Genomic DNA, 20,230 nt, shown 5'->3' with positions numbered 1-20,230 from the left:
TGCACCTTAACTGTTCTCCCAACTCAAAAAACTATAAATATGAAATTATCATTAAAACAAAAGCTTATAGGCGCAAGCCTTTCTGCTGTTGTTGTGATGGCAACAGCACTTACTTGGTTGTCGGCTGGTCAATTATTTGATCAGACTCGTTCAGGTGTCTATTCACGTGCGCAAAGTCTTAGTACTACTGCGTCAGAGGGAATTTCTGATTGGGTCAATATCCGTAAAGATATTGCCACTGCGTTCAACGACTACTCGACCGAGCAAGACGTTGTTCCTTTCCTACAACAAGCTCGCAAGGCTGGTGGCTTCGATGACATCTTCCTTGGTACACCAAACGGTGATATGTACCGCTCTCATCCGGAGCGTAACCGTGCTGATTATGACCCTCGCACACGTCCTTGGTACAAGGATGCTGATGCCGCGGGTAAGCAAATCATCACAGCCGCATATCAAGACGCAATCACGAATGCACTACTTGTGACCATTGCTGAGCCAGTAATGAAAAATGGTCAGTTTGTTGGTGTTGTTGGTGCGGACGTACTGATCGATCAGCTTATCAGCGATGTGATTAACTTAGATGCAGGTGAAAACGCGCATGCGATGCTAATCGACATGAATGAAGGCACCTTCTTAGCGCATCCAGATAAAAGCTTGACGCTTAAGCCTATCACCAGTGTTCTAAAAGATTTTTCAGAAGAGGCAATTGAGCGCGCCGCCGATGAAGGTCGTATCGAAGATACGGTAATCAAAGGAAAAGAGAAGCTTTACTACTTCAATAAAGTTCCTGGTACGCATTGGATGTTTGCGATTGAAATGGATCGCGCAACAGAAGAAGCAGGTCATGCGGTATTGCTACGAGATCTATTGTTCACTGCTGTGGCGATCACGATTGTGGTTATTCTTGCAGTTTCTTGGCTAGTTGGTTTCTTGTTCCGTGACTTGAACCGCGTATCAAATGCACTGGAAGAAATTGCATCTGGCGAAGGTGACTTAACGCAACGCCTAGAACCACGCAGTGATGATGAAGTAGGTAAACTGGCGGAAAACTTCAACCGTTTTGTTGGCAACATGCACACAATGGTTACTAAGCTTAGCCACGTATCTTCTGCGCTTTCAGAGCAAGCACGCACGACAGCACAGCAAGCTGAGGAGCGTAGTCAGCGTATCTCTTACCAGCAAGATGAAATCAACATGGTGGCGACGGCTGTGAACGAAATGGCAGCAGCGACACAAGAAATTGCAGGTAATGCTGATAGTACGGCAAGTAACTCAGAAGAAGCGGTTCAAGCTTGTTCACACGGTTCAAGCCAAGTAACTCAAACGCAAGGCTCTATTCAGAACTTAGCGCAAGAAGTTCAAGTTGCTACTGATGTGATTCAAGAGCTAGAAGCACACGGAAATAGCATCAATACGATTCTATCAACGATTCAAGGCATTGCAGAGCAAACGAACCTACTTGCACTTAACGCGGCGATCGAAGCGGCACGTGCAGGTGAGCAAGGCCGTGGTTTTGCTGTGGTTGCAGATGAAGTCCGCGTATTGAGCCAACGTACTCATGCTTCAACGCAAGAGATTCAAGAAACTATCGAGATGCTACAAGGCACAACAGCCAAAGCGGTCGGTATTATGGGTGACAGTCGTCGTCTAGCTGATACCAGTGTTGATGATGCCAATGCGGCTGCAGCGAGCTTGACGCAAATCCACACTGCTGTTGAGCGTATCAGTGATATGGCAACGCAGATTGCTTCAGCAGCAGAAGAGCAAGCATCGGTAACCACTGAGATCACTCGTAACACTGAAGGTATTCGTGACGTGTCTAACGAGTTGTCAGTCGAAGCTCATCAAGCAGCAGAACAAGCTGCTCACCTGTCTGAGCTATCACACGAACTTGAACAAGAGATTCAACGCTTTAAGCTGTAATCTTGTCTCAAGCTAAGCAAAAAAAAGGAGCCATCTGGCTCCTTTTTTGATCGCTATTAAGCGTGAAGTATATTACAGCCAGAACTCACTGATGGGTTGCTCTTCACTGTAATGATGGGCGATTTGCGCTTGCAGTAGCTCTGCGGTAGCAATTGCATCGGTTAATGCATGGTGAGGCGTATAGTCTGGCAGCCCATAACGGCGTCGAGATTGCGCTAGCCGAACCGATTCTGGTTTTTTCCCTTTTAAACGCTCCCAGAGAGAGCCTGAACGTTTCTGTTGAATCGTTTCTTCAAGGTGCAGCGTATCTAAAACAGGAAACTCAATACCTTCCCCTAAACGGCTTTTGAGCGCTTTATCCAGAAACTCTCTCTCGATACGACGGTAATGAACAACAATGATTTTCCCGCTTAAGCATGGTAGCAGCTCGCTTAAGATATCGCCTAAGTCAGGTGCATCGATCAATTCGCTGTGAGTAATACCGTGTATAATGACTGAATCTTCATCGAGTGCACGCTGTGGACGTACCTTCCAATGACGCGAGTTACGTAGGAAAATTCGCTTCAGGTTAAACGGCACCAAACCAATAGTAATGATGTCATGTTTTTCAGGATTCAAACCCGTCGTTTCGAAATCTAACGCCACGAACTCCACCTCAGATAACGGTGTTTCTGGAGCAGGCGGCTTGTTGCTATAAAACGCAATTAAATTCTCATCCTTCGCCATCTCCAGCTTTTGTTCAAACTTCGTTGGCCACTGAATGGTTGGCTTCTGAAAGAGCTTTTTAATCATGCTAAACCTCACTTAAAGCTCTTGTTCGCTTGGTAGCGGAACTTAAGGAAATTTTGACCATTGCTTAGGATCTGGAATGCATCCTTTAGGTTGCGACGTTCAAACTCAGAGAGGTTTTCCGGTTCGATATTGTTATCAGGCTCAATGCCTAGTTCCACATCCGTCGCTTGGTGACGAATACGTACCATGGAAATAAATTCTAACGCGTCTTTTAAGTCTTGTGCTCGACCTTTTGGCAAAATGCCAGCATCAATAATGTCGTCAAGACGCTCAAACGAGTTCTGTGCACGTGAACCAACCGCCAGAGAGTGAACGCGAATTAAGTCGACCAGAGGAGCAGTACCGCGACGTTTGAGGTTGATGGAGTTGTTGTGTCTGCCATCTTTTTCCATCACGAAGTCTTTAAAGAAGCCCAGAGGTGGTGTTCTGTTTAGTGCGTTACGAGCCAAACACGCTAAGAAGCGGTTGTTCTTTCGAGCGCGACGAACAATAAAGCTGGTTAACTGTTCTGCCCATTTTAAGCGGCCATAGACGCCATCCAAGTCGAAAAAGATGGAGGCGTTGAGTAGTGCTTTCGGGTTCGGGTTATCAATCCAGTCAGCAAAACACTCTTCCCACTCTGAACGAGTCATGCGCCATAGTGGGTTGGTTGCCATAATATCGCCTGTGCAATATTTGTAGCCACAGGCATCTAACCCATCGCTGACGTATTTTGCTAGGGCTTCGAAGTATTTACCATGTTTCTCTTCTTGATAAGTCTCATCTAGAATGATGGCGTTATCTTGGTCAGTTACCAACAGTTGCTCATCTCGCCCCATTGAGCCAAGTGCAAGGAAACAATAAGGAATTGGCGGTGGGCCAAGCTCTTCTTCTGCCATTTCTAGCAGACGCTGTTTGAAGCTTCGGCCAATGACCGACATCGCGCTACCCACCATGTGAGAGTTGGCATCTTCATTGACCAAACGCACGAAGCTGCTTTTCACTTCTTCGGCAACAACTGCTAAATCTTCGATAGTCTGTTGTTGGAAAATACTACTCACCAACAACAACGAATTCTGAGATTCATAACGAACAATGTCGGTTGTTTCGATAATACCGATTGGTAATTGGTTTTTTACCACTGGTAGGTGATGTACGTTGTAACGCAGCATCGTTAACATTGCTTCATAGATGTAAGCGTTGTGGTCAAGAGACATGACCTCCGTGGTCATCACACTAGACACATCGTCCTGTGGGGACAAACCTTCAGCTAACACACGGGTACACAAGTCACGGTCAGTAATGATACCAAGTACTGGGGACTGTGGATCGTCTTCGTCACGAACGAAATCTGGGTCGACGATAAGTAAAGCCGATACGTTGTCATTCGCCATTTGCTGCGCGGCTTGCTGGATTGTCTGACCACGATCAATCGTATGAGCATCGCCAGTCAGCAAGGTTTTCACTTTTGACGTCGTCAGGTCATTGGCGTCTTTGTTTTCTGAAATGGCTTGGCGTAAACGAGCGCTATTTTCAACTTCAACAAAATCCGCAAAGGAATCAAAGTTATCGTAAATTTCTTGGAAAATGTCACCAGGAATACAGTAGAGCAGGGTATCCTCAATGGCTTTTACCGGAAAGCGGACTTTGTTATTGGTGAGCATGCCCATCTGGCCAAATAGGTCACCTTCGTCAAGGCGGTTATACAGCTCACCTTTGCGTCGATAAACTTCAACAACACCGCTTCGCACCACGTATAAATCTTGGATATAGTCTCCAAAATGGATGATGGGGGTATCTTCTCGGTAGTACGAGATTTCGACACTCTCTGTCACCTTGTTTAGTGTTTCTTCAGGGAGTTCATTGAACGGGGGATACTTGGCGAGAAAGTTGTAAATCTCGAGAAGTTCTGCATCCATCGAAGGCGCCTTTTAGTTCGCAAATAATAAAGTAATCTTAACTTAGTTTTAAAACAGAGTCTTATCTGAACCGCGATTTTCGTGCTCAGTCATAAGATTCTGACATATCGCACGATAAGGGAGCTTCATTTTTACTACTATATGATCACCTCAATTGAAAAAGACGTCGTCGATATGTTTTCTTCGTGATGAATGATTAGCTCTTTGGCTGTTTCAGATCGTTATCACGTCTTTAGATTACGCTATTCTTTTTGAGCCAAGTAGCTCAGGCGATGGAATACAGTGTTTAGATAATTCTCATGAAAGGAAGTCGAATGGTGAGAAATTTATTGCTTGTTTCTTTAGCTGCTTTGCCGGCGATATCAAGCGCAGCGGTCATGGACCAAGCAGAAAAATTTGGGTACGAACACATTCATTTGGATGTTGGTGCCGGAACGACAAACGAAGAATGGTTAGATAACTCTAATGCGACCACAGTTGGACTCGGTGGTAACTATTTGTTTACTGAGAACTGGTTGTTTAATGTTGATTACTCAGCGCAGTTTTTCCATCCGGATGATTTTACTCTTCGCATTGACCGCCTTTTGTTTGGTGGTGGTTACCGTTATGGAGTTACAGAGCAATTCGATATCTACGGGCTATATGGAATAGGCGCAATCAAAGCGAAAGCGACGGACGACAAAACGGATAATACGTTGTCTTCCGATAGCGAATTGATTCAAGCTGTAACTGTTGGGGTGAATTACTTGCTCAGTGAAAAGCTTATTGCGACAGCTGAAGTGGAGTTGAACAGTAGTGATATCGTTGATGAGAACAATTTTAAGATCGGTCTTAACTACCAATGGCATAAAGTCATCGGCACTGGTCTTTTTTATCAGTTTAGAGATACTGATTACAGCGGTGAAAGCTCAGATTACGTCAATGAAGTTGGGCTGAGTTTGAAGTTTGTCTACTAGATCGGACGGGTTCGTTTTTGGCGTTAAGTTAAAACAAAAAAGGTCAGCTTATGCTGACCTTTCCTTTTAATGAAGTATGCGACAGTCGATTATAAAACCGCTGCAATGCCTTTACACAGAGGGCCCATATTTGACTTCGTCATACCAGCAACACTGATTCGGCCAGAACCGACAATGTAAATACCGAACTCTTCTTTAAGGCGGTTAACTTGCTCTTTAGAAAGACCAGAGAAAGAGAACATACCATTTTGACGTTCGATGAAACTAAAGTCTGCGTCCACACCCTCTGCTTTTAGTGTCGCTACAAATAGTTCACGCATTTCTTGAATGCGGTCACGCATTTCTGCTACTTCAGCTTCCCATTCCGCACGCATTTCGGCGTTGCCAAGAATGTGAGTCACGACAGCGCTGCCGTGTGCAGGTGGGTTAGAGTAGATAGAGCGAATAATGGCTTTAACTTGAGAAAATGCGGTTGTTGCGACTTCTTCTGACTCTGCTACTAACGTGAAGGCACCTACGCGTTCATTGTATAGGCCAAAGTTTTTCGAGAAAGAGCTCGCGACTAGGATTTCTTTGTTGTATTTAGCAAAAGTACGAAGACCTGCAGCATCTTCTTCCACACCTTTAGCAAAGCCTTGGTAGGCGAAGTCGAACAGAGGAAGCAATTTCTTCTCTGCGATAAGTTTCGCCAATGTTTCCCATTCTTCAGCCGTAGGATCGATCCCTGTAGGGTTGTGACAGCAGCCGTGTAGAAGCACGATGTCGCCTTCAGACGCAGATTGCAGATCATTTAGCATCGCATCGAAGTCTTTGTCTTTTGTTTCAGCATTGTAGTAGCTGTATTGTGCCGTTTCGATACCAGCAGCAGTAAATACGCCGTTGTGGTTCGCCCAAGTTGGGTTGCTGATCCAGATCTTTACATCGCCTAGTTGACGTTTAATGAACTCGCCGGCAACACGTAGTGCACCAGTACCACCCGGAGCTTGCGCTGTTTTAGCGCGTTTTTCGTTTACAATTTCTGCATCAGAGCCGAAAAGCAGTTTTTGCACTGCAATGCCGTACTCTGCTGTGCCTTCGATGGTTAGGTAAGATTTGGTTTTTTCAGTTTCAACAAGTGCTGCTTCAGCTTTCTTTACTGTCGCAAGAACGGGAGTTTCGCCTTGCTCGTTTTTGTAAATACCTACGCCAAGGTTAATTTTGTCTGCGCGAGCATCTTTTTTAAACTCTTCAGTAAGGCCAAGAATAGGGTCAGCCGGAGCGGCAACTACTTTTTCAAACATAATCTTCATCCATGTTAATCGAAGGGGTGTGCTAACATTTATACCTTTCAGCAATATTGGTTACAACCGTTACTGAAAAGAAAACCTAAAAAAGTTGCGATTTGAAACAGAATTCTAACATAACTAAAGTTTTTGCCATGAAAACGTTTGGTAGGCACAGAGTTTGAAGGGCATTTATGCCATGGTTGGAGAAGTTTTGCACACATCCCAATCGTTTCAATTCAGTGCTTTGCGTTAACGCGTTTATAGTTGTCTAGTGAGGATTTGTTGAGACAAAAACGCCCCACCAAAGGTGGAGCGTTTACTGTTAGAAGTATGGATATCGGTTGGGGTTATTTCTTCAGATTGATTTCCGACTCAACCGCATTGGTTTCGATGTCAGGGTTAGAAGAAAGCTTTTCAGTCGCCCAGTCATTCATATGCTTTAAGATCGCTTTTAACGCGTGCTTTTCGGTTGGTACTTCTGTCTTTTCAACTTCAAGTTTTTGCTTCGGATGCGTACCCGTCGCATCTTCTGCAACGTGTAACCAATCTGGATGCCAGTAATAAGGTTGGCCGGAAGGAGAGCTCCAAGAATGTACGCCGTTGGATTCACCTTTGTATTTAATATCTTCTTCGTTGTATTTCGCCATTATTGTTTTCTCTCATAATCCATGAGTTGAGGTGTGCATCACCATTACTATTTAAATGTAACAGATGTAATGAAAATTAATGTGATAACAATCGACTTATTTTGCCCTTTGAACGCTATAGAAGGTGCGTACTTCTCATTCAGAAGAATTTACTATTTAGCAGGTTTTAGCTTTATTTGTGTTTAAAGCATACAACGATGGATTCGCCTACCTAATGCTATTCTTGAACGGTGATAGAGCCTAAACTACTTGTCATTCAAGTGTTTGAGAATCGCCGCTTTTGCATGCTCTTCTGTCGCTGTTTCTCCATCAGGGACTTCAAGGTCAGCCTTTTTGTGTTCACCCAAAGCATCTTCAGCGATATGCAGCCAATCAGGATGCCAATAATAAGGGGTGGTACTGCCAGGATGGTCCCAACTATGTACACCTTTATGTTTTCCGCGATACGAGAGATCGTCCATTGTAAAAACTTTCATCGCTTCCTCCTGATTTAAAGACCGTAGCTCGAAGTGAGTTTAACGCACTCAGTCCAACGTAAAACCTTGCTTTTAGGTATTGCAAAGATGTGAGGCAATATGTGTGTAACGGTCAAAGTATGGGATATAAACGCTCACTTCGTGGCTGAAATATCTATTATAAGCTTGATAAATTACGTTGCTAAATTGAATACTCCCATATCAGAATGCTGGCGCGAAGTATGCTATGGTGCGGCTGTAAGTGAAATGAGGGAAACATGAACCGATACCGTCAACTGGCTGAGCTGTTCAAAACGCAGATTCAGCAAAATACTTGGAGAGCAGGGGAAAAGCTGCCATCAGTGCGTGTAACAAGCCGAAACCATTCTGTCAGCGCAGGTACGGTATTACAAGCTTATCAGCTGCTCGAAGCACAAGGTTGGGTCGCAGCGAAACCTCAGTCTGGATACTTTGTGACTGCGGAGTTGGACCGCTTCGAACCGAGTTCTCCAGCCACTTCCGTTTATCGCTCCAGCATCAACGATGAACTTTACGACTACCTCAAAAATCAGGCCTCATCGAATGCGGTGAAGTTTGGCTCCGCGTTTCCAGACCCAGCATTGTTCCCATTAGAAGCGCTAAACCGCAACCTAGCCAGCTCAGGCAGGAAGATGGGGGTAGAGACGTTATTGGATAACTTGCCGCCGGGCTGTGAGTCTCTACGCCGTTTGATTGCTCAACGGTACATCCAACAAGGTATGGTGTTTACCCATGATGATATTGTCGTTACTTCTGGCGCATTAGAAGCGTTGAATTTAAGCCTTCAGGCCGTGACCCAGCCTGGAGATACTGTTGTAGTTGAATCACCGACGTTTTATGGCGCACTTCAAGCGATTGAACGTTTAGGTCTAAAGGCGATAGAAATAACGGTGGATCCGTTAACTGGACATTCAGTGGATCAAATTGAAGCGACTTTTGCCGACAATGATGTTCGCGCATGTTGGTTAATGACTAACTTTCACAATCCAACAGGAACCTTATTAAGTGACGGGCAGAAGCAACGTATCGTCGAACTGGCTGATAAATACGATGTGTACTTGATCGAAGATGATGCGTATTCAGAGCTTTATTTTTCTGAAAAAAAGCCAAGCTCACTTAAAGCTTTTGATACACAAGAGCGCGTGTTGCATTGTGGATCATTTTCAAAAAGCCTTTGTCCTGGCTATAGGCTGGGCTGGGTGGTAAACAAACGCTTCAATGAGCAACTTCAAAAGCTGCAACTTATCTCGACGTTGTCAGGCAGTGCACCAATCCAGCAGGGTATCGCGCATTACTTGCAAAACGATAGTTATGATAGCCATCTTAGAAAACTGCGAAAGAATCTTGAGCAGCGGCAATTGGCGTTTATTGAACTGGTTGATAAGTACTTTCCCCAATCGATTCGTTACACGCAACCGGAAGGCGGCTATTTTCTTTGGATAGAACTGCCGAAAACAAAGTGCGGAAAAGCGATTTATCAAAAGTTATTGGAAGCGAACATCACTGTAGCATTTGGTCAGTTGTTTTCTGTCGCTCCAAATTATGAGAACTACCTGAGGCTTAATACATCGTTACCTGTAAATGATGAATTAGAACAAGCCGTGAAGACGGTCGGAGAATTACTTCATTAGCCAACTGTTTACCTGTTTTTTGCTCAAACTGTATCAGTGGACGATACCGAAGCTGTGTTTCAATCATGGGCAGACAACCATTTAGGTTAGGAGCCGTAATGAAAAAGCAGTTGGTAAAGCATGAACTTAGGTTGATGGGTGTTGCTATTTTTAGCGCATTTTTGTTGGTGTTTGCACATTTGATATTGGCGAAATCTTTTTCTCATATGGTTTGGACGGAATACACTGCTGCCGTTATCCCATTTGTGATGTTTGGCTTGTGTGTGGTTGGAGTAAAATACGCAGCGCGAGCAGATGAGGATGACGACGAAGATAACAACTAGAGTGCATACACCGGTTGCTAGAAAATCAATCGTACAAAATAAAAGACCTCCACATGGGAGGTCTTTTTAATTCAATATCACTAAAAAGTGATTAGAAGTTCGCAGAGCGAGGAGTACGTGGGAATGGGATCACGTCACGAACGTTGCCCATACCAGTTACGTAAGATACTAGGCGCTCGAAGCCTAGACCGAAGCCTGCGTGTGGCACTGTACCGTATTTACGTAGGTCGCGGTACCAGCTCATATGTTCAGGATCGATACCCACTTCACGCATACGTGCATCTAGAATGTCTAGGCGCTCTTCACGCTGAGAACCACCGATGATTTCGCCGATGCCCGGTGCAAGAACGTCCATCGCTGCAACTGTTTTACCGTCATCGTTAGCACGCATGTAGAATGCTTTAATATCTTTCGGGTAGTTCTTAACGATTACAGGTGCTTTGAAGTGTTCTTCAGCAAGGAAACGCTCGTGCTCAGAAGACATATCGATACCCCATTCAACTGGGAATTCGAACTCACGGCCTGAATCAAGAAGAATCTGGATTGCGTCAGTGTAGTCAACCTGTGCGAAGTCAGAAGAAACGAACTGCTCTAGACGAGTGATTGCTTCTTTGTCGATGCGTTGAGCGAAGAACTCAAGGTCATCACGACACTCTGCAAGCACCGCTTTAAACACGTACTTGAGCATGTCTTCAGCCAGTTTCGCTACATCATCCAGTTCTGCGAACGCAACTTCAGGCTCAACCATCCAGAATTCTGCTAGGTGGCGGCTTGTGTTTGAGTTTTCAGCTCGGAAAGTAGGGCCGAAAGTGTAAACTTTGCTTAGCGCACAAGCGTAAGCTTCTGCGTTTAGCTGACCAGATACGGTTAGGAACGTCTCTTTACCGAAGAAGTCTTCGTTGTAGTCCACTTTACCAGCGTCAGTGCGAGGAAGGTTTTCCATGTCTAGCGTAGATACGCGGAACATTTCACCAGCGCCTTCAGCATCTGAAGCCGTGATCAACGGCGCAGATACCCAGAAGTAACCTTGCTCGTGGTAGAAGCGGTGGATTGCTTGAGATAGGCAGTTACGTACACGTGCTACTGCACCGATTACGTTTGTGCGCGGACGTAGGTGCGCAACTTCACGTAGGTACTCGATTGAGTGACGAGTTTTTGCCATTGGGTAAGTTTCAGCATCTTCAACCCAACCAACCACTTTAACGTCAGTGGCAGCAAGTTCGAAGTCTTGACCCTTTGCAGGAGATTCAACAATCTTACCAGTTACTTCAACAGAGCAGCCAGTCGTTAGCTTTAATACTTCGTCTTCGTAATTATTAAGATTATTTGGGACCACGGCCTGAATCGGGTCGAAACAAGAGCCGTCATATATGGCAAGGAAAGAGATTCCAGCTTTGGAATCACGACGTGAACGGATCCAGCCACGAACAGTCACTTCGCTGTCTACTGCTAGCTGACCTTTCAATACGTCTGATACAGGCGCGTAAGTCATGTTTTCAATATTCTCCATTGAGGTAAAAATTCAACTCAACGCTTACTTAAAGTACTTGTCTAATAACATTTTTGTTCAAAAAACAAGCTAAGCGCTGAGTTGGGTAGCATTTTACAGATTCAACGAGACATATTACCTGTCAATTCGCTCGCATCAACCTTTATATTCGTTTTGATGGGGAGAATCTCTCTATTTATTCACTCTTTTGTGCTCTGAAAGTGTGAATTGGTTTAGTAATTGCTCTAAACGTTCGGATAGATGCTCTAAATCAACACTAATATCACGCGTGTGCGATGCTGATTGCGATGTGTCGTTAGCATGCAGTGTGATCACATCTATTTTAGATTGAATATGCTGACTTACATCAGATGTGGTTTGCGTCTGGTTTTGGATATCTTCTGCATGTCTGAGCACTTGGCGCATTTCGTCAACAACGTTATGCATTGTGGCTGATAGTGCCTCGACATCGACAGAGCGTTGATGAGCAAACTGGCAGACGGTATCAACAGAAGTTAATGACTCTTCACTTCCTTGCTGGAATTGAGAAATGATATGTTCAATATTACCAGTGGCCTCAGCCGTCCTAGAAGCCAGGTTACGCACTTCTTCCGCGACGACCGCAAAACCGCGCCCTTGCTCTCCGGCTCGGGCGGCTTCAATAGCAGCATTCAACGCGAGCAGATTGGTTTGTTCTGCAATACCCTTAATAACCACAAGAATGGACGACACTTCTTCGGTTCTTTGATTTAGAGAGCTGATTTTTTCCCGTACGGTATCAATGTTACTTACTAGTTGTTTGATGTCTTCACTTACATTGTGTGCTTGGCTTGCACTATGAGTGGCGACATCAACGGTGTGATTGACCAAAACAGTAGCGTTGTTAGTCGAGTCCTCAACCGCAGTTTGTTGCTGCAGCATATCGGTGATATTGCTTTGTACTTCGCTGGTCTCTAGCTGTTGGTTATTGGCAGCTTTATCTGTGGACTGCGCGACAGCAGTTAGTTTACTCGCGGAGTCGGCAAGTGAGTGAGAGGTGTCTTGCACACGTTCTAAGCTTTCGGAGACCGTATCCATGAATGAATTGATGGCAGTAGAAAGTTGGCCCACTTCATCCTGTTGGTGATGCATAAGTCGTTGAGATAGATCTTTGCTATGGCTCACATTCGACATGAATTTCGACGTTCTTTGAATTGGTCGTACAATGATTTTCTGAATCAAACTCATCGTTATGATGAAGCCCACAAATGCGATTACGGCCATTATTCCCATCGCAAACATTGCCTGTTTACTGATCATTGAATTGACATGATTCATGTTGTATTCCAAGCGAATCGCGCCCAACACTTCTCCTGCTGGTGCAACGTGGCAAGAAACGCAGTTGGTGCCACGGTAATTTTCGCTCGATTTCATTGGTAGCGCGACTACTAACCCTTTGCCCCAATCGGCTGAGATTGGTTCAATCACCAGTTCACCATTCAACGCTCGTTGATCAATATCATCGACAGGCTGCTGGTTTTGTTGCCCAGGTCCGTAAAGTTTGGTCACAGTATCAGCTCGCAACACGCGAACTGCTTCAATGCCTTCTTGGGCCAGGGCTTTTTGACGTAAGGTCTCTTTTTGCGACATGGTGCCCGTAAGCATCATCATATTTAGGCTATCGAAATAATTACTAGCCTTATCATGGAGTTGTTCACTAAGAACATCATTGATTAAGGTTTTTTGTTGATGGTATTGGTAAGCCGTAGAGGCAGCTAGAACGCAGCTGAAGACAGCAATTAACGCCAGTAAGAGCTTAAAAGTGATAGTTGAGCGCATAAATTTATAAGTGTAATTGGAACGAACTGCACAATATTAATGTGCACAAATGCGCACTGCGAACAACGAAATGAATGATTGTGACCCCACACATGTTGGGGATATGTAATTGTGATGTGAGTGCTGTGTAATCAAATGTTTGGCGCGTGACAGAAATACGGCGCTTTGGTGTGAGTGATAGCAAAGAGGCCGGGAACTAGCGGAAGTTTTTGCTACGCTTGTATGGGGTAACGCTTGTCTCTTGGCAGCGAATTCCTTAGTATTGCCTGTCTTTTTAAAGCCTGAGAATCAAGATGAAAACAGAATTATACAAAGAGTTTATGTTCGAAGCAGCACACCATTTGCCACACGTACCAGAAGGTCACAAGTGTGGTCGTTTGCACGGACACTCTTTCCTTGTTCGTCTTTATGTAGAAGGTGAAGTTGATCCACATACAGGTTGGGTAGTGGATTTTGCAGAGATCAAAGCTGCGTTTAAACCAATTTACAATCGCTTAGACCATTACTACCTAAACGACATTGAAGGGTTAGAGAACCCGACTAGCGAAGTGTTAGCAAAATGGATTTGGCAGCAGCTTAAGCCAAGCTTACCACTGCTAAGTAAAGTAGAAATCAAAGAAACGTGCACAGCGGGTTGTATTTACAAAGGCGAATAAGTCACTTTCTATTGAGCATTAAACAAAGGCAAGCGAGAAGCTTGCCTTTGTTGTATCTGAATGGCCCAATTTTGATTATGCTTCACCAGTTAGCTTAATGGGTGTCGTAGAATCCATTCTTTTTCATTATCACCCAATGTTGTTTCCTCTGTATTAATGAATCCGCACGCATCAAAAAAACTGATAGCGTATTGCTGACTTTGTGGAACAGTGGCGCAAAGAGAGGTGCTTTTAGGGTTAATGGTATACGCATAAAGGAACAGTTTACGCAATGCCTCACTCCCAACCCCTTGACGTTGGAAACGTTGATCAATCATCAAGTACTTAAGCTCCAGTTCGTATCGTTTAGCAAACGGCGCATGTTGGGAGAAACCTTTATCGATAACAAGATAGCCTACTAATAGATCATCAGAATAAATCGTAAAGAACGCCTCTGACTTACTACGTTTTTGATAAGCCATTTCAAACGGTGTAAAAAATCCTTTTTGCTCTTCTTGCACATCCAATTGCATCAAACTTGAAAAATCTTTCAGTTTGGTGGGTTTAATCGCAATCATCGCTCAATCACAAATTGGCGGCATACCTTTATGCCACCACGAGTTTTTATAGAGTATTAGATCTATTTTAAGTAACTAACCGAGTGAAGAAAAGCTAGCAATGAAGAGGGTAATAATAACCTTGGTGAATATAGGCGCCCAATGTTGTGAGTAAGTGAGCACTGTCTGCCGTTTCTACGCCTTCAACAATGACCGTGCAGCGATACGTATTGCCCATAGCAATTAACTGACGCAAGGTTTCTATCTTTTTATCATCAGATTTTAGGCCAATAACAAATTCTCGGTCGATTTTGAGGTAGTCCGGATTCAGCTTGCTGATAAGCGCCACATTATTATTGCCGGTGCCAAAGTCATCAATACTGATTTTACAATCCAGAGCTTTTAGTTTCGCGACATTGTCATAAATCTCAGAGGTATAGTACATCGATGCATTTTCTGTGATTTCGATTGTCAGCAAACGGCAATCCCGATTAGATAGCTCTCTATATAGGATTGAAAAGTTACGCCCTCGCAGCAAAGAAGGACAAACGTTAATGCTGATAGGGATGGGCAACGCTTTTTGTTTGGTGTAGATGGAATCAATCACCAGTAAGGTATGAGTTAGCAGCAATCCATTGCGGATCAGTGTTTCAATAAACCGTTGCGTATTTTTTACCTTAAACCGGGAGAGAGCTTCGTAGTGCACAATCTTTTGTGCCGAAGTGTTATAAATCGGCTCCAGTTTTATTTTGAACTGTCGAATTGCGCACAAGTAAGCCATAAAGGCTTGTAGGGAGCGGTGACGCAGTATAATGAGAAAAAGTAAGCTCAGTAGAATGATACTTTGAAACGGCCCAGAGATGTAATACACCTCTTTATAGCCACTATTCTTTACGTGATAATTGAAAAAGCGTTCATTGGTGTTACCAATCTCTAACGACGTTCCGGTATTCGTTGATAGCTTCATACCGGAAAGAAAAAAACGTGAAATATGATTTTCAACATTGTCGGATAAGTTAATGTTTTTAACACGAACCAAAACAGTTGCGTTATTTAAGTCAAATGATTGGGTAGTGTAATTGCTATTGTTACTCCACTCTTCAAACGCTTTTTTGCTGACAGGGACAACGGTTTCTGGAGTGACTAAGCATCGAATATTGAAACGATCTAGCATCATGCTCGACTCCACCAACTTCACATTATCAAATAGTGACTTCAGTTCGCTTTCATTAGCAAAGCAACTCCTGCGGGAAAGGTTCTCTGCAATTTCGAAGGCGTTATCCAGATAATTATGTTTAACGATGCTGTTTATCGCGTAGTAACAGATAGCAAAGAAAATGATCGCAGTGATCAACACAACCCACATTGCTTCTGAATAGATCTTTTTATTACGCAGGCAAATACGAAGCGCTTTGCGAAGACTATTGGTTGTGTATTGATTGATCTTCTGTTGATGTTCGATGCCATTCTGATGGTTATTTTGCATAGTAAAAGGAATGAAGTATCCGGTCCGGTGAATGTTTTCGATAATGTTTTTGTTAGTGGTTAAATGTTCTTCCGTGAGCTTGCGAAATTTCTTTCTTAGAGCGGCCACCGCGTTTTTAAAGCCATTTTCAGGCAGTGTCATTTTGTATTGTTGAGTGATTTTGCTTTCTATTAACCGCTGACTAATCGGCGTATTTAAACTGCCGTATGTGGCGATAGTTGACAGAATGGCGTACTCATTTGGGTTGACAGGAATGGAGTGGTGGAGTGACTGATTGAGCTCTAGAGATATTTCGTTTTCGGACAAGCAAACGCAGATTTGGTTTCCAATTTCAAACCTAATCATGTGTTGATGTGCTCCAAGTTTAATTTTTGGCTACGTTATCAATAAAGCTAGGGAAGAGATGTGATTTTTTACTGAGATATCCATAATATTTGGATATATTCAACGTTTTAGGTTTTTTTTTACTTGTCCTGATAACGTATTCTCCTAGGTTTTTGGGGTATAAAAAAACCCGAGCATAAACTCGGGTTTTGATTGGTATTCAGAAAGTCGTATTAGCAAATCACTTTGATTGCTAGACCACCTTGAGATGTTTCGCGGTATTTCGCGTTCATGTCTTTACCTGTTTCTAGCATGGTTTCGATAACCTTATCTAGAGAAACAGTTGGAGCTGAAGAGCGACGTAGTGCCATGCGAGTTGAGTTGATTGCTTTTACTGCCGCAATACCGTTACGCTCGATACATGGAACCTGAACCTGACCTGCAACTGGGTCACACGTTAGACCTAAGTTGTGCTCCATCGCGATTTCTGCTGCCATACATACTTGCTCTGGGCTACCACCCATAAGCTCAGCAAGGCCTGCTGCTGCCATAGAACATGCCACGCCAACTTCACCCTGACAGCCAACCTCTGCACCAGAGATAGACGCGTTGCGCTTGTAAAGACCACCGATTGCGCCAGAAGCCGCAAAGTAACGGATGTAATCTTTTTCAGTCACAGTTTGGATGAACTTATCGTAGTAAGCCAGTACCGCAGGGATGATGCCACACGCACCGTTAGTTGGTGCTGTAACAACGCGGCCACCTGCTGCGTTCTCTTCGTTTACTGCGAAAGCAAACATGTTTACCCAATCAACAACAGACATTGGGTCGTTTGTCGTCTTTTCTGAAGTAAGTAGCTGCTGGCGAAGTGCTGCTGCACGACGAGGCACGCGTAGTGGACCAGGCAAAATACCTTCTTCATTCATACCGCGATCCATACACTCGCGCATTGTGCGCCAGATGTTCGCGAAATAAGTACGAGTTTCTTCATCTGAATGAAGCGCATGCTCATTCTTCATGGTTAGTGCGCTGATGGACAATCCACTTTCGTGGCATTGGTTAACCAGTTCCTCTGCCGTTGTAAACGGGTAAGGTACTTTTACTGGGTTCTCAGCTTCTTTACCGAAATTTTCTTCATCAACGATGAAACCACCGCCGATAGAGTAGTAAGTCTTTGAGTACACTTTTTCGTCTTCGATCCACGCGTGGATCTGCATGCCGTTTTCGTGTAGCTCTAGGTTTGTTTTGTGGAAGTTCATTCCACCTTCACGTGGGAACGATACTGTGTGACAGTGCATGCCAACAGGAAGGCGTTCAGTTTCTTCTACACGAGCGATAAAGCCCGGGATAGAATCGATATCAACTTTCTCAGGAGTGTTGCCTGCAAGACCCATGATGATAGCAATATCTGTGTGGTGACCTTTCCCTGTCAGTGATAGTGATCCATAAACGTCAACGGTGATTTTAGTGATGTCGCGCAGTTTTCCCATTGCACGAAGATCATCAATAAACTCTTTACCCGCTTTCATTGGGCCTACAGTGTGTGAGCTTGAAGGTCCAACACCGATTTTATAGATATCAAAAACACTAATCATATCGATTACCTCAGAAGAAAGCCTCCCAAGGGGAGTTGGGAGGCTTAATTTTATCGTTATATTTTTGGATTAATCATACTGCACTGGGCAGAGATGATTAAAGAGCGCCGTAGATTACAGAACTAATTGCAGCAAGACCACAGATTGCTGTGAAAATTTGCACAGGTGCTGAAGTTTTGTACTTAGCCATCGCAGGAACTTTTTGCATTGCGAAGATTGGCATCAAGAATAGGATTGCCGCAATCATTGGTGCACCCATTGTTTCAATCATACCTAGGATGCTTGGGTTAACGATAGCAACGATCCAAGTTGTGATTACAATGAAGATTAGAGACATCTTCTCGATCTTGCTTACTGGTGATTTTGAACGAGATTTCACTAGACCAACTAGACCTTCGTGCGCACCTAAGAAGTGGCCAAAGTAGCTAGAGGTGATCGCTGCGAAAGCAACCAATGGACCCATGTAAGAGATCAGTGGAGATTCATGCACGTTTGCTAGGTAAGAGAGAACAGAGATATTTTGTTCTTGCGCCGTTGCTAGTTGCTCTGGAGACAGAGAAAGTACAACAGAGAAAACGAAGAACATAACAAAGCCCATCAGCATCATTGCTGCGCCACCAGTGATAGCGTCAGTTTTCTTAACTGCGTCATCACCATATACACGACGTTGCTCTTTAGAGAACTGAGAAATGATTGGGCTGTGGTTGAAAGAGAACACAATAACAGGGATTGCTAGCCAAACGATAGCTGGCATTGCACCCCAGTCAGGTGACACTTCCATCATTGAAGTGTTCCAACCAGGAATTAGGTATACAGACAGTGCTAGTAGGATGAACACGAGAGGGTAAACCATTGCTGAAGTTGCTTTCAGCATAAGCTCTTTACCGAATACTACGCCTGCTGTCATTGCAGCAATAAGTGCACCAGAAAGTAGCCAGCGAGGAATAGATTCCATGCCCATTTGGTTAACTAGGAAAGAGTCAACTGTGTTTGTGATACCAACACCGTAGATAAGTACGATTGGGTAGATAGCGAAGAAGTAAGCGAACGTAATAAGGTTTGCGCCAGTCTTACCAAAGTGCTCTTCTACTGTGTCGGTGATGTCCGCTTCAGGGTTTTTCGCAGAAAGAACGAAACGAGCTAAAGATTTGTGTGCGAACCAAGTCATTGGTGCTGCGATTAGGGCTAGGATTACTAATGGCCAGAAGCCACCTGCACCTGCTTTAATAGGAAGGAACAGTACACCTGCACCTACTGCCGTACCAAAAAGGGACAGACACCAGGTAAAGTCTTTGTAAGAAAACTTACTAGACGATTGTGCGGTAGAAACCGCAGAAGTAGTTGTATTCATTTTTTAGTTACTCATTTTGGGAACAGGAAATAAGTCGGGAGTAATTTTGCAAGATTTTACACTAGGAAAATTAGATCTAAATCATTTATTGCTTACGCTTATTGAATGATATGTCAAAAACCTGCTTTTTATCACGAAAATGATGTGCTACTCGTGATTTCTGCTAATGAGTAAAATTAGAAAAACTTATCAATAGGGCTGTTTGTATAAATTTATTTCACCGCAAGCGTTTGCGGTGAAAATGGAAAATTAATCTAATGTGAATGAATGTTTATGAAGCAACGTTTTATTAATATTGATGCGCATAATGATCGCGCCTATAAAAGCACCGATATCAACAACTGTTTAATGTGAAATAATATGTTTTTGCATTGATTCGATAATTTGTGCCGTCATGCCCCAGATGAAATGCTGTCTATATGGGATAGCAAATACACGATGACTGCTTCTTTTTAGGTCAAATTTGGTGCTATACAATTTTTTGGGGTTCAGAATATGGTTGGCAGGAACCTCAAAAACTGACTCTACTTCATTTGGGTCAATATGCGTTTTATATTCCGGAGAAACAAAAGCCAAAAAAGGTGTCACATTAAATTGACTAATCGTTGGTAGTGTAGGCAGTTGACCAAACACATGAATATGCTCATCTTCTATCCCAACTTCTTCTTTGGTTTCCCTTAAAGCGGTATTCACGAGCTGAATATCTTCCTGCTCATATTTGCCACCGGGAAAGCTGATTTGTCCCGGATGATGGCGTAAGTGGGCTGCACGCTTAGTCAGAATGACTTGTAACCCGTCATCGCGTTCCACAAAACCGATTAAGACTGCCGCATCTCTCAGGGACTTTTCTTTCATCCATTTCAGTCGTGCAAGGGACTCTTTGTGGTAGCCCGTTGGAAGCCGAAATTGAAAGTTCTGTAGTAAATGAGTTTTGTCGATAACCAAACTGAGTCCTTATTTATCGTGCCTAACCATTATTTATTATACTCAAAGACGGCAAAGCGTATGGCGTTATCGTTACTGGTTACCAAATAAAACATTCGCAT

General features: G+C 43.7%; 17 protein-coding genes. 5 read left to right on the top strand and 12 right to left on the bottom strand.

The window, feature by feature from the left end; genetic code table 11:
- The first annotated feature begins 39 nt into the window (after positions 1-39).
- The gene (locus R7E51_RS17215; protein ID WP_005376880.1) at positions 40-1,923 is read left to right on the top strand and encodes a methyl-accepting chemotaxis protein; all 1,884 of its coding nucleotides are present in this window, start codon (positions 40-42) and stop codon (positions 1,921-1,923) included.
- 72 nt (positions 1,924-1,995) lie between these two features.
- On the opposite strand, the gene R7E51_RS17210 is transcribed toward R7E51_RS17215, so the two are convergent.
- Positions 1,996-2,715, bottom strand: a complete 720-nt coding sequence (locus tag R7E51_RS17210) for a 3'-5' exonuclease (protein WP_005376881.1) — start codon at positions 2,713-2,715, stop codon at positions 1,996-1,998.
- 8 nt (positions 2,716-2,723) lie between these two features.
- Positions 2,724-4,613 (bottom strand): DUF294 nucleotidyltransferase-like domain-containing protein, encoded by a 1,890-nt coding sequence (locus R7E51_RS17205; RefSeq protein WP_033905640.1) that lies wholly within the window; start codon positions 4,611-4,613, stop codon positions 2,724-2,726.
- A 314-nt stretch (positions 4,614-4,927) separates the two neighbouring features.
- Between R7E51_RS17205 and R7E51_RS17200 the strand changes: the two genes are divergently transcribed.
- The gene (locus R7E51_RS17200; RefSeq protein WP_064368581.1) at positions 4,928-5,569 is read left to right on the top strand and encodes an outer membrane beta-barrel protein; all 642 of its coding nucleotides are present in this window, start codon (positions 4,928-4,930) and stop codon (positions 5,567-5,569) included.
- An 89-nt stretch (positions 5,570-5,658) separates the two neighbouring features.
- On the opposite strand, the gene R7E51_RS17195 is transcribed toward R7E51_RS17200, so the two are convergent.
- The 3 genes from R7E51_RS17195 to R7E51_RS17185 all read right to left on the bottom strand — a co-directional run bounded on the left by R7E51_RS17195 (position 5,659) and on the right by R7E51_RS17185 (position 7,957).
- Positions 5,659-6,849, bottom strand: a complete 1,191-nt coding sequence (locus R7E51_RS17195; protein ID WP_042522780.1) for an amino acid aminotransferase — start codon at positions 6,847-6,849, stop codon at positions 5,659-5,661.
- A gap of 332 nt (positions 6,850-7,181) precedes the next feature.
- A complete protein-coding gene (locus tag R7E51_RS17190) occupies positions 7,182-7,481 on the bottom strand; it encodes a hypothetical protein (RefSeq protein WP_005376885.1) in 300 nt (99 codons plus the stop codon).
- Between the two features lie 245 nt (positions 7,482-7,726).
- Positions 7,727-7,957: a hypothetical protein gene (locus R7E51_RS17185; RefSeq protein ID WP_033905637.1), complete on the bottom strand. Its 231-nt coding sequence runs from the start codon at positions 7,955-7,957 to the stop codon at positions 7,727-7,729.
- Between the two features lie 257 nt (positions 7,958-8,214).
- Here R7E51_RS17185 and R7E51_RS17180 point away from each other — a divergent pair, with 257 nt between their 5' ends.
- Both R7E51_RS17180 and R7E51_RS17175 read left to right on the top strand, forming a co-directional pair.
- Positions 8,215-9,606 (top strand): aminotransferase-like domain-containing protein, encoded by a 1,392-nt coding sequence (locus tag R7E51_RS17180; protein ID WP_206957880.1) that lies wholly within the window; start codon positions 8,215-8,217, stop codon positions 9,604-9,606.
- Between the two features lie 98 nt (positions 9,607-9,704).
- A complete protein-coding gene (locus R7E51_RS17175; protein ID WP_033905633.1) occupies positions 9,705-9,929 on the top strand; it encodes a hypothetical protein in 225 nt (74 codons plus the stop codon).
- 91 nt (positions 9,930-10,020) lie between these two features.
- On the opposite strand, the gene asnS is transcribed toward R7E51_RS17175, so the two are convergent.
- Positions 10,021-11,421 (bottom strand): asparagine--tRNA ligase, encoded by a 1,401-nt coding sequence (gene asnS, locus R7E51_RS17170; RefSeq protein WP_017636101.1) that lies wholly within the window; start codon positions 11,419-11,421, stop codon positions 10,021-10,023.
- Positions 11,422-11,610: 189 nt separating this feature from the next.
- Complete coding sequence (locus tag R7E51_RS17165) at positions 11,611-13,236, bottom strand: methyl-accepting chemotaxis protein (protein WP_042522778.1); 1,626 nt, start codon at positions 13,234-13,236, stop codon at positions 11,611-11,613.
- A gap of 293 nt (positions 13,237-13,529) precedes the next feature.
- Here R7E51_RS17165 and queD point away from each other — a divergent pair, with 293 nt between their 5' ends.
- A complete protein-coding gene (queD, locus tag R7E51_RS17160) occupies positions 13,530-13,892 on the top strand; it encodes a 6-carboxytetrahydropterin synthase QueD (RefSeq protein WP_005376896.1) in 363 nt (120 codons plus the stop codon).
- Positions 13,893-13,981: 89 nt separating this feature from the next.
- Here the strand turns inward: queD and R7E51_RS17155 are convergent, their stop codons facing one another.
- The 5 genes from R7E51_RS17155 to R7E51_RS17135 form a co-directional block, all read right to left on the bottom strand.
- On the bottom strand, positions 13,982-14,449 hold the full coding sequence (locus R7E51_RS17155; protein WP_017636099.1) for a GNAT family N-acetyltransferase: 468 nt from the start codon (positions 14,447-14,449) through the stop codon (positions 13,982-13,984).
- A 94-nt stretch (positions 14,450-14,543) separates the two neighbouring features.
- Positions 14,544-16,259 carry a cyclic di-GMP phosphodiesterase TpdA gene (gene tpdA, locus R7E51_RS17150; protein WP_042522777.1) on the bottom strand — a complete coding sequence of 572 codons (1,716 nt, stop codon included), beginning with the start codon at positions 16,257-16,259 and terminating at the stop codon, positions 14,544-14,546.
- A gap of 212 nt (positions 16,260-16,471) precedes the next feature.
- Positions 16,472-17,833, bottom strand: coding sequence for an L-serine ammonia-lyase (locus tag R7E51_RS17145; protein ID WP_042522776.1), 1,362 nt, complete (start codon positions 17,831-17,833; stop codon positions 16,472-16,474).
- Positions 17,834-17,930: 97 nt separating this feature from the next.
- The gene (locus tag R7E51_RS17140; RefSeq protein ID WP_005388284.1) at positions 17,931-19,184 is read right to left on the bottom strand and encodes an aromatic amino acid transport family protein; all 1,254 of its coding nucleotides are present in this window, start codon (positions 19,182-19,184) and stop codon (positions 17,931-17,933) included.
- Between the two features lie 345 nt (positions 19,185-19,529).
- Complete coding sequence (locus tag R7E51_RS17135) at positions 19,530-20,129, bottom strand: CoA pyrophosphatase (RefSeq protein ID WP_005376901.1); 600 nt, start codon at positions 20,127-20,129, stop codon at positions 19,530-19,532.
- Positions 20,130-20,230 lie beyond the last annotated feature (101 nt).

The organism is Vibrio sp. Vb1166 (genome assembly GCF_033338695.1).
GTDB classification, from domain to species: domain Bacteria; phylum Pseudomonadota; class Gammaproteobacteria; order Enterobacterales; family Vibrionaceae; genus Vibrio; species Vibrio alginolyticus.
This window is presented reverse-complemented; position numbering and strand designations above follow the sequence as displayed.

Coding starts and splice junctions, on each gene's coding strand:
- R7E51_RS17195 (WP_042522780.1), bottom strand. CDS start 6,849: ATGTTTGAAAAAGTAGTTGCCGCTCCGGCTGACCCTATTCTTGGCCTT.
- queD (WP_005376896.1), top strand. CDS start 13,530: ATGAAAACAGAATTATACAAAGAGTTTATGTTCGAAGCAGCACACCAT.
- R7E51_RS17200 (WP_064368581.1), top strand. CDS start 4,928: ATGGTGAGAAATTTATTGCTTGTTTCTTTAGCTGCTTTGCCGGCGATA.
- R7E51_RS17185 (WP_033905637.1), bottom strand. CDS start 7,957: ATGAAAGTTTTTACAATGGACGATCTCTCGTATCGCGGAAAACATAAA.
- R7E51_RS17145 (WP_042522776.1), bottom strand. CDS start 17,833: ATGATTAGTGTTTTTGATATCTATAAAATCGGTGTTGGACCTTCAAGC.
- R7E51_RS17175 (WP_033905633.1), top strand. CDS start 9,705: ATGAAAAAGCAGTTGGTAAAGCATGAACTTAGGTTGATGGGTGTTGCT.
- R7E51_RS17210 (WP_005376881.1), bottom strand. CDS start 2,715: ATGATTAAAAAGCTCTTTCAGAAGCCAACCATTCAGTGGCCAACGAAG.
- tpdA (WP_042522777.1), bottom strand. CDS start 16,259: ATGATTAGGTTTGAAATTGGAAACCAAATCTGCGTTTGCTTGTCCGAA.
- R7E51_RS17205 (WP_033905640.1), bottom strand. CDS start 4,613: ATGGATGCAGAACTTCTCGAGATTTACAACTTTCTCGCCAAGTATCCC.
- R7E51_RS17140 (WP_005388284.1), bottom strand. CDS start 19,184: ATGAATACAACTACTTCTGCGGTTTCTACCGCACAATCGTCTAGTAAG.
- R7E51_RS17180 (WP_206957880.1), top strand. CDS start 8,215: ATGAACCGATACCGTCAACTGGCTGAGCTGTTCAAAACGCAGATTCAG.
- asnS (WP_017636101.1), bottom strand. CDS start 11,421: ATGACTTACGCGCCTGTATCAGACGTATTGAAAGGTCAGCTAGCAGTA.
- R7E51_RS17190 (WP_005376885.1), bottom strand. CDS start 7,481: ATGGCGAAATACAACGAAGAAGATATTAAATACAAAGGTGAATCCAAC.
- R7E51_RS17165 (WP_042522778.1), bottom strand. CDS start 13,236: ATGCGCTCAACTATCACTTTTAAGCTCTTACTGGCGTTAATTGCTGTC.
- R7E51_RS17155 (WP_017636099.1), bottom strand. CDS start 14,449: ATGATTGCGATTAAACCCACCAAACTGAAAGATTTTTCAAGTTTGATG.
- R7E51_RS17215 (WP_005376880.1), top strand. CDS start 40: ATGAAATTATCATTAAAACAAAAGCTTATAGGCGCAAGCCTTTCTGCT.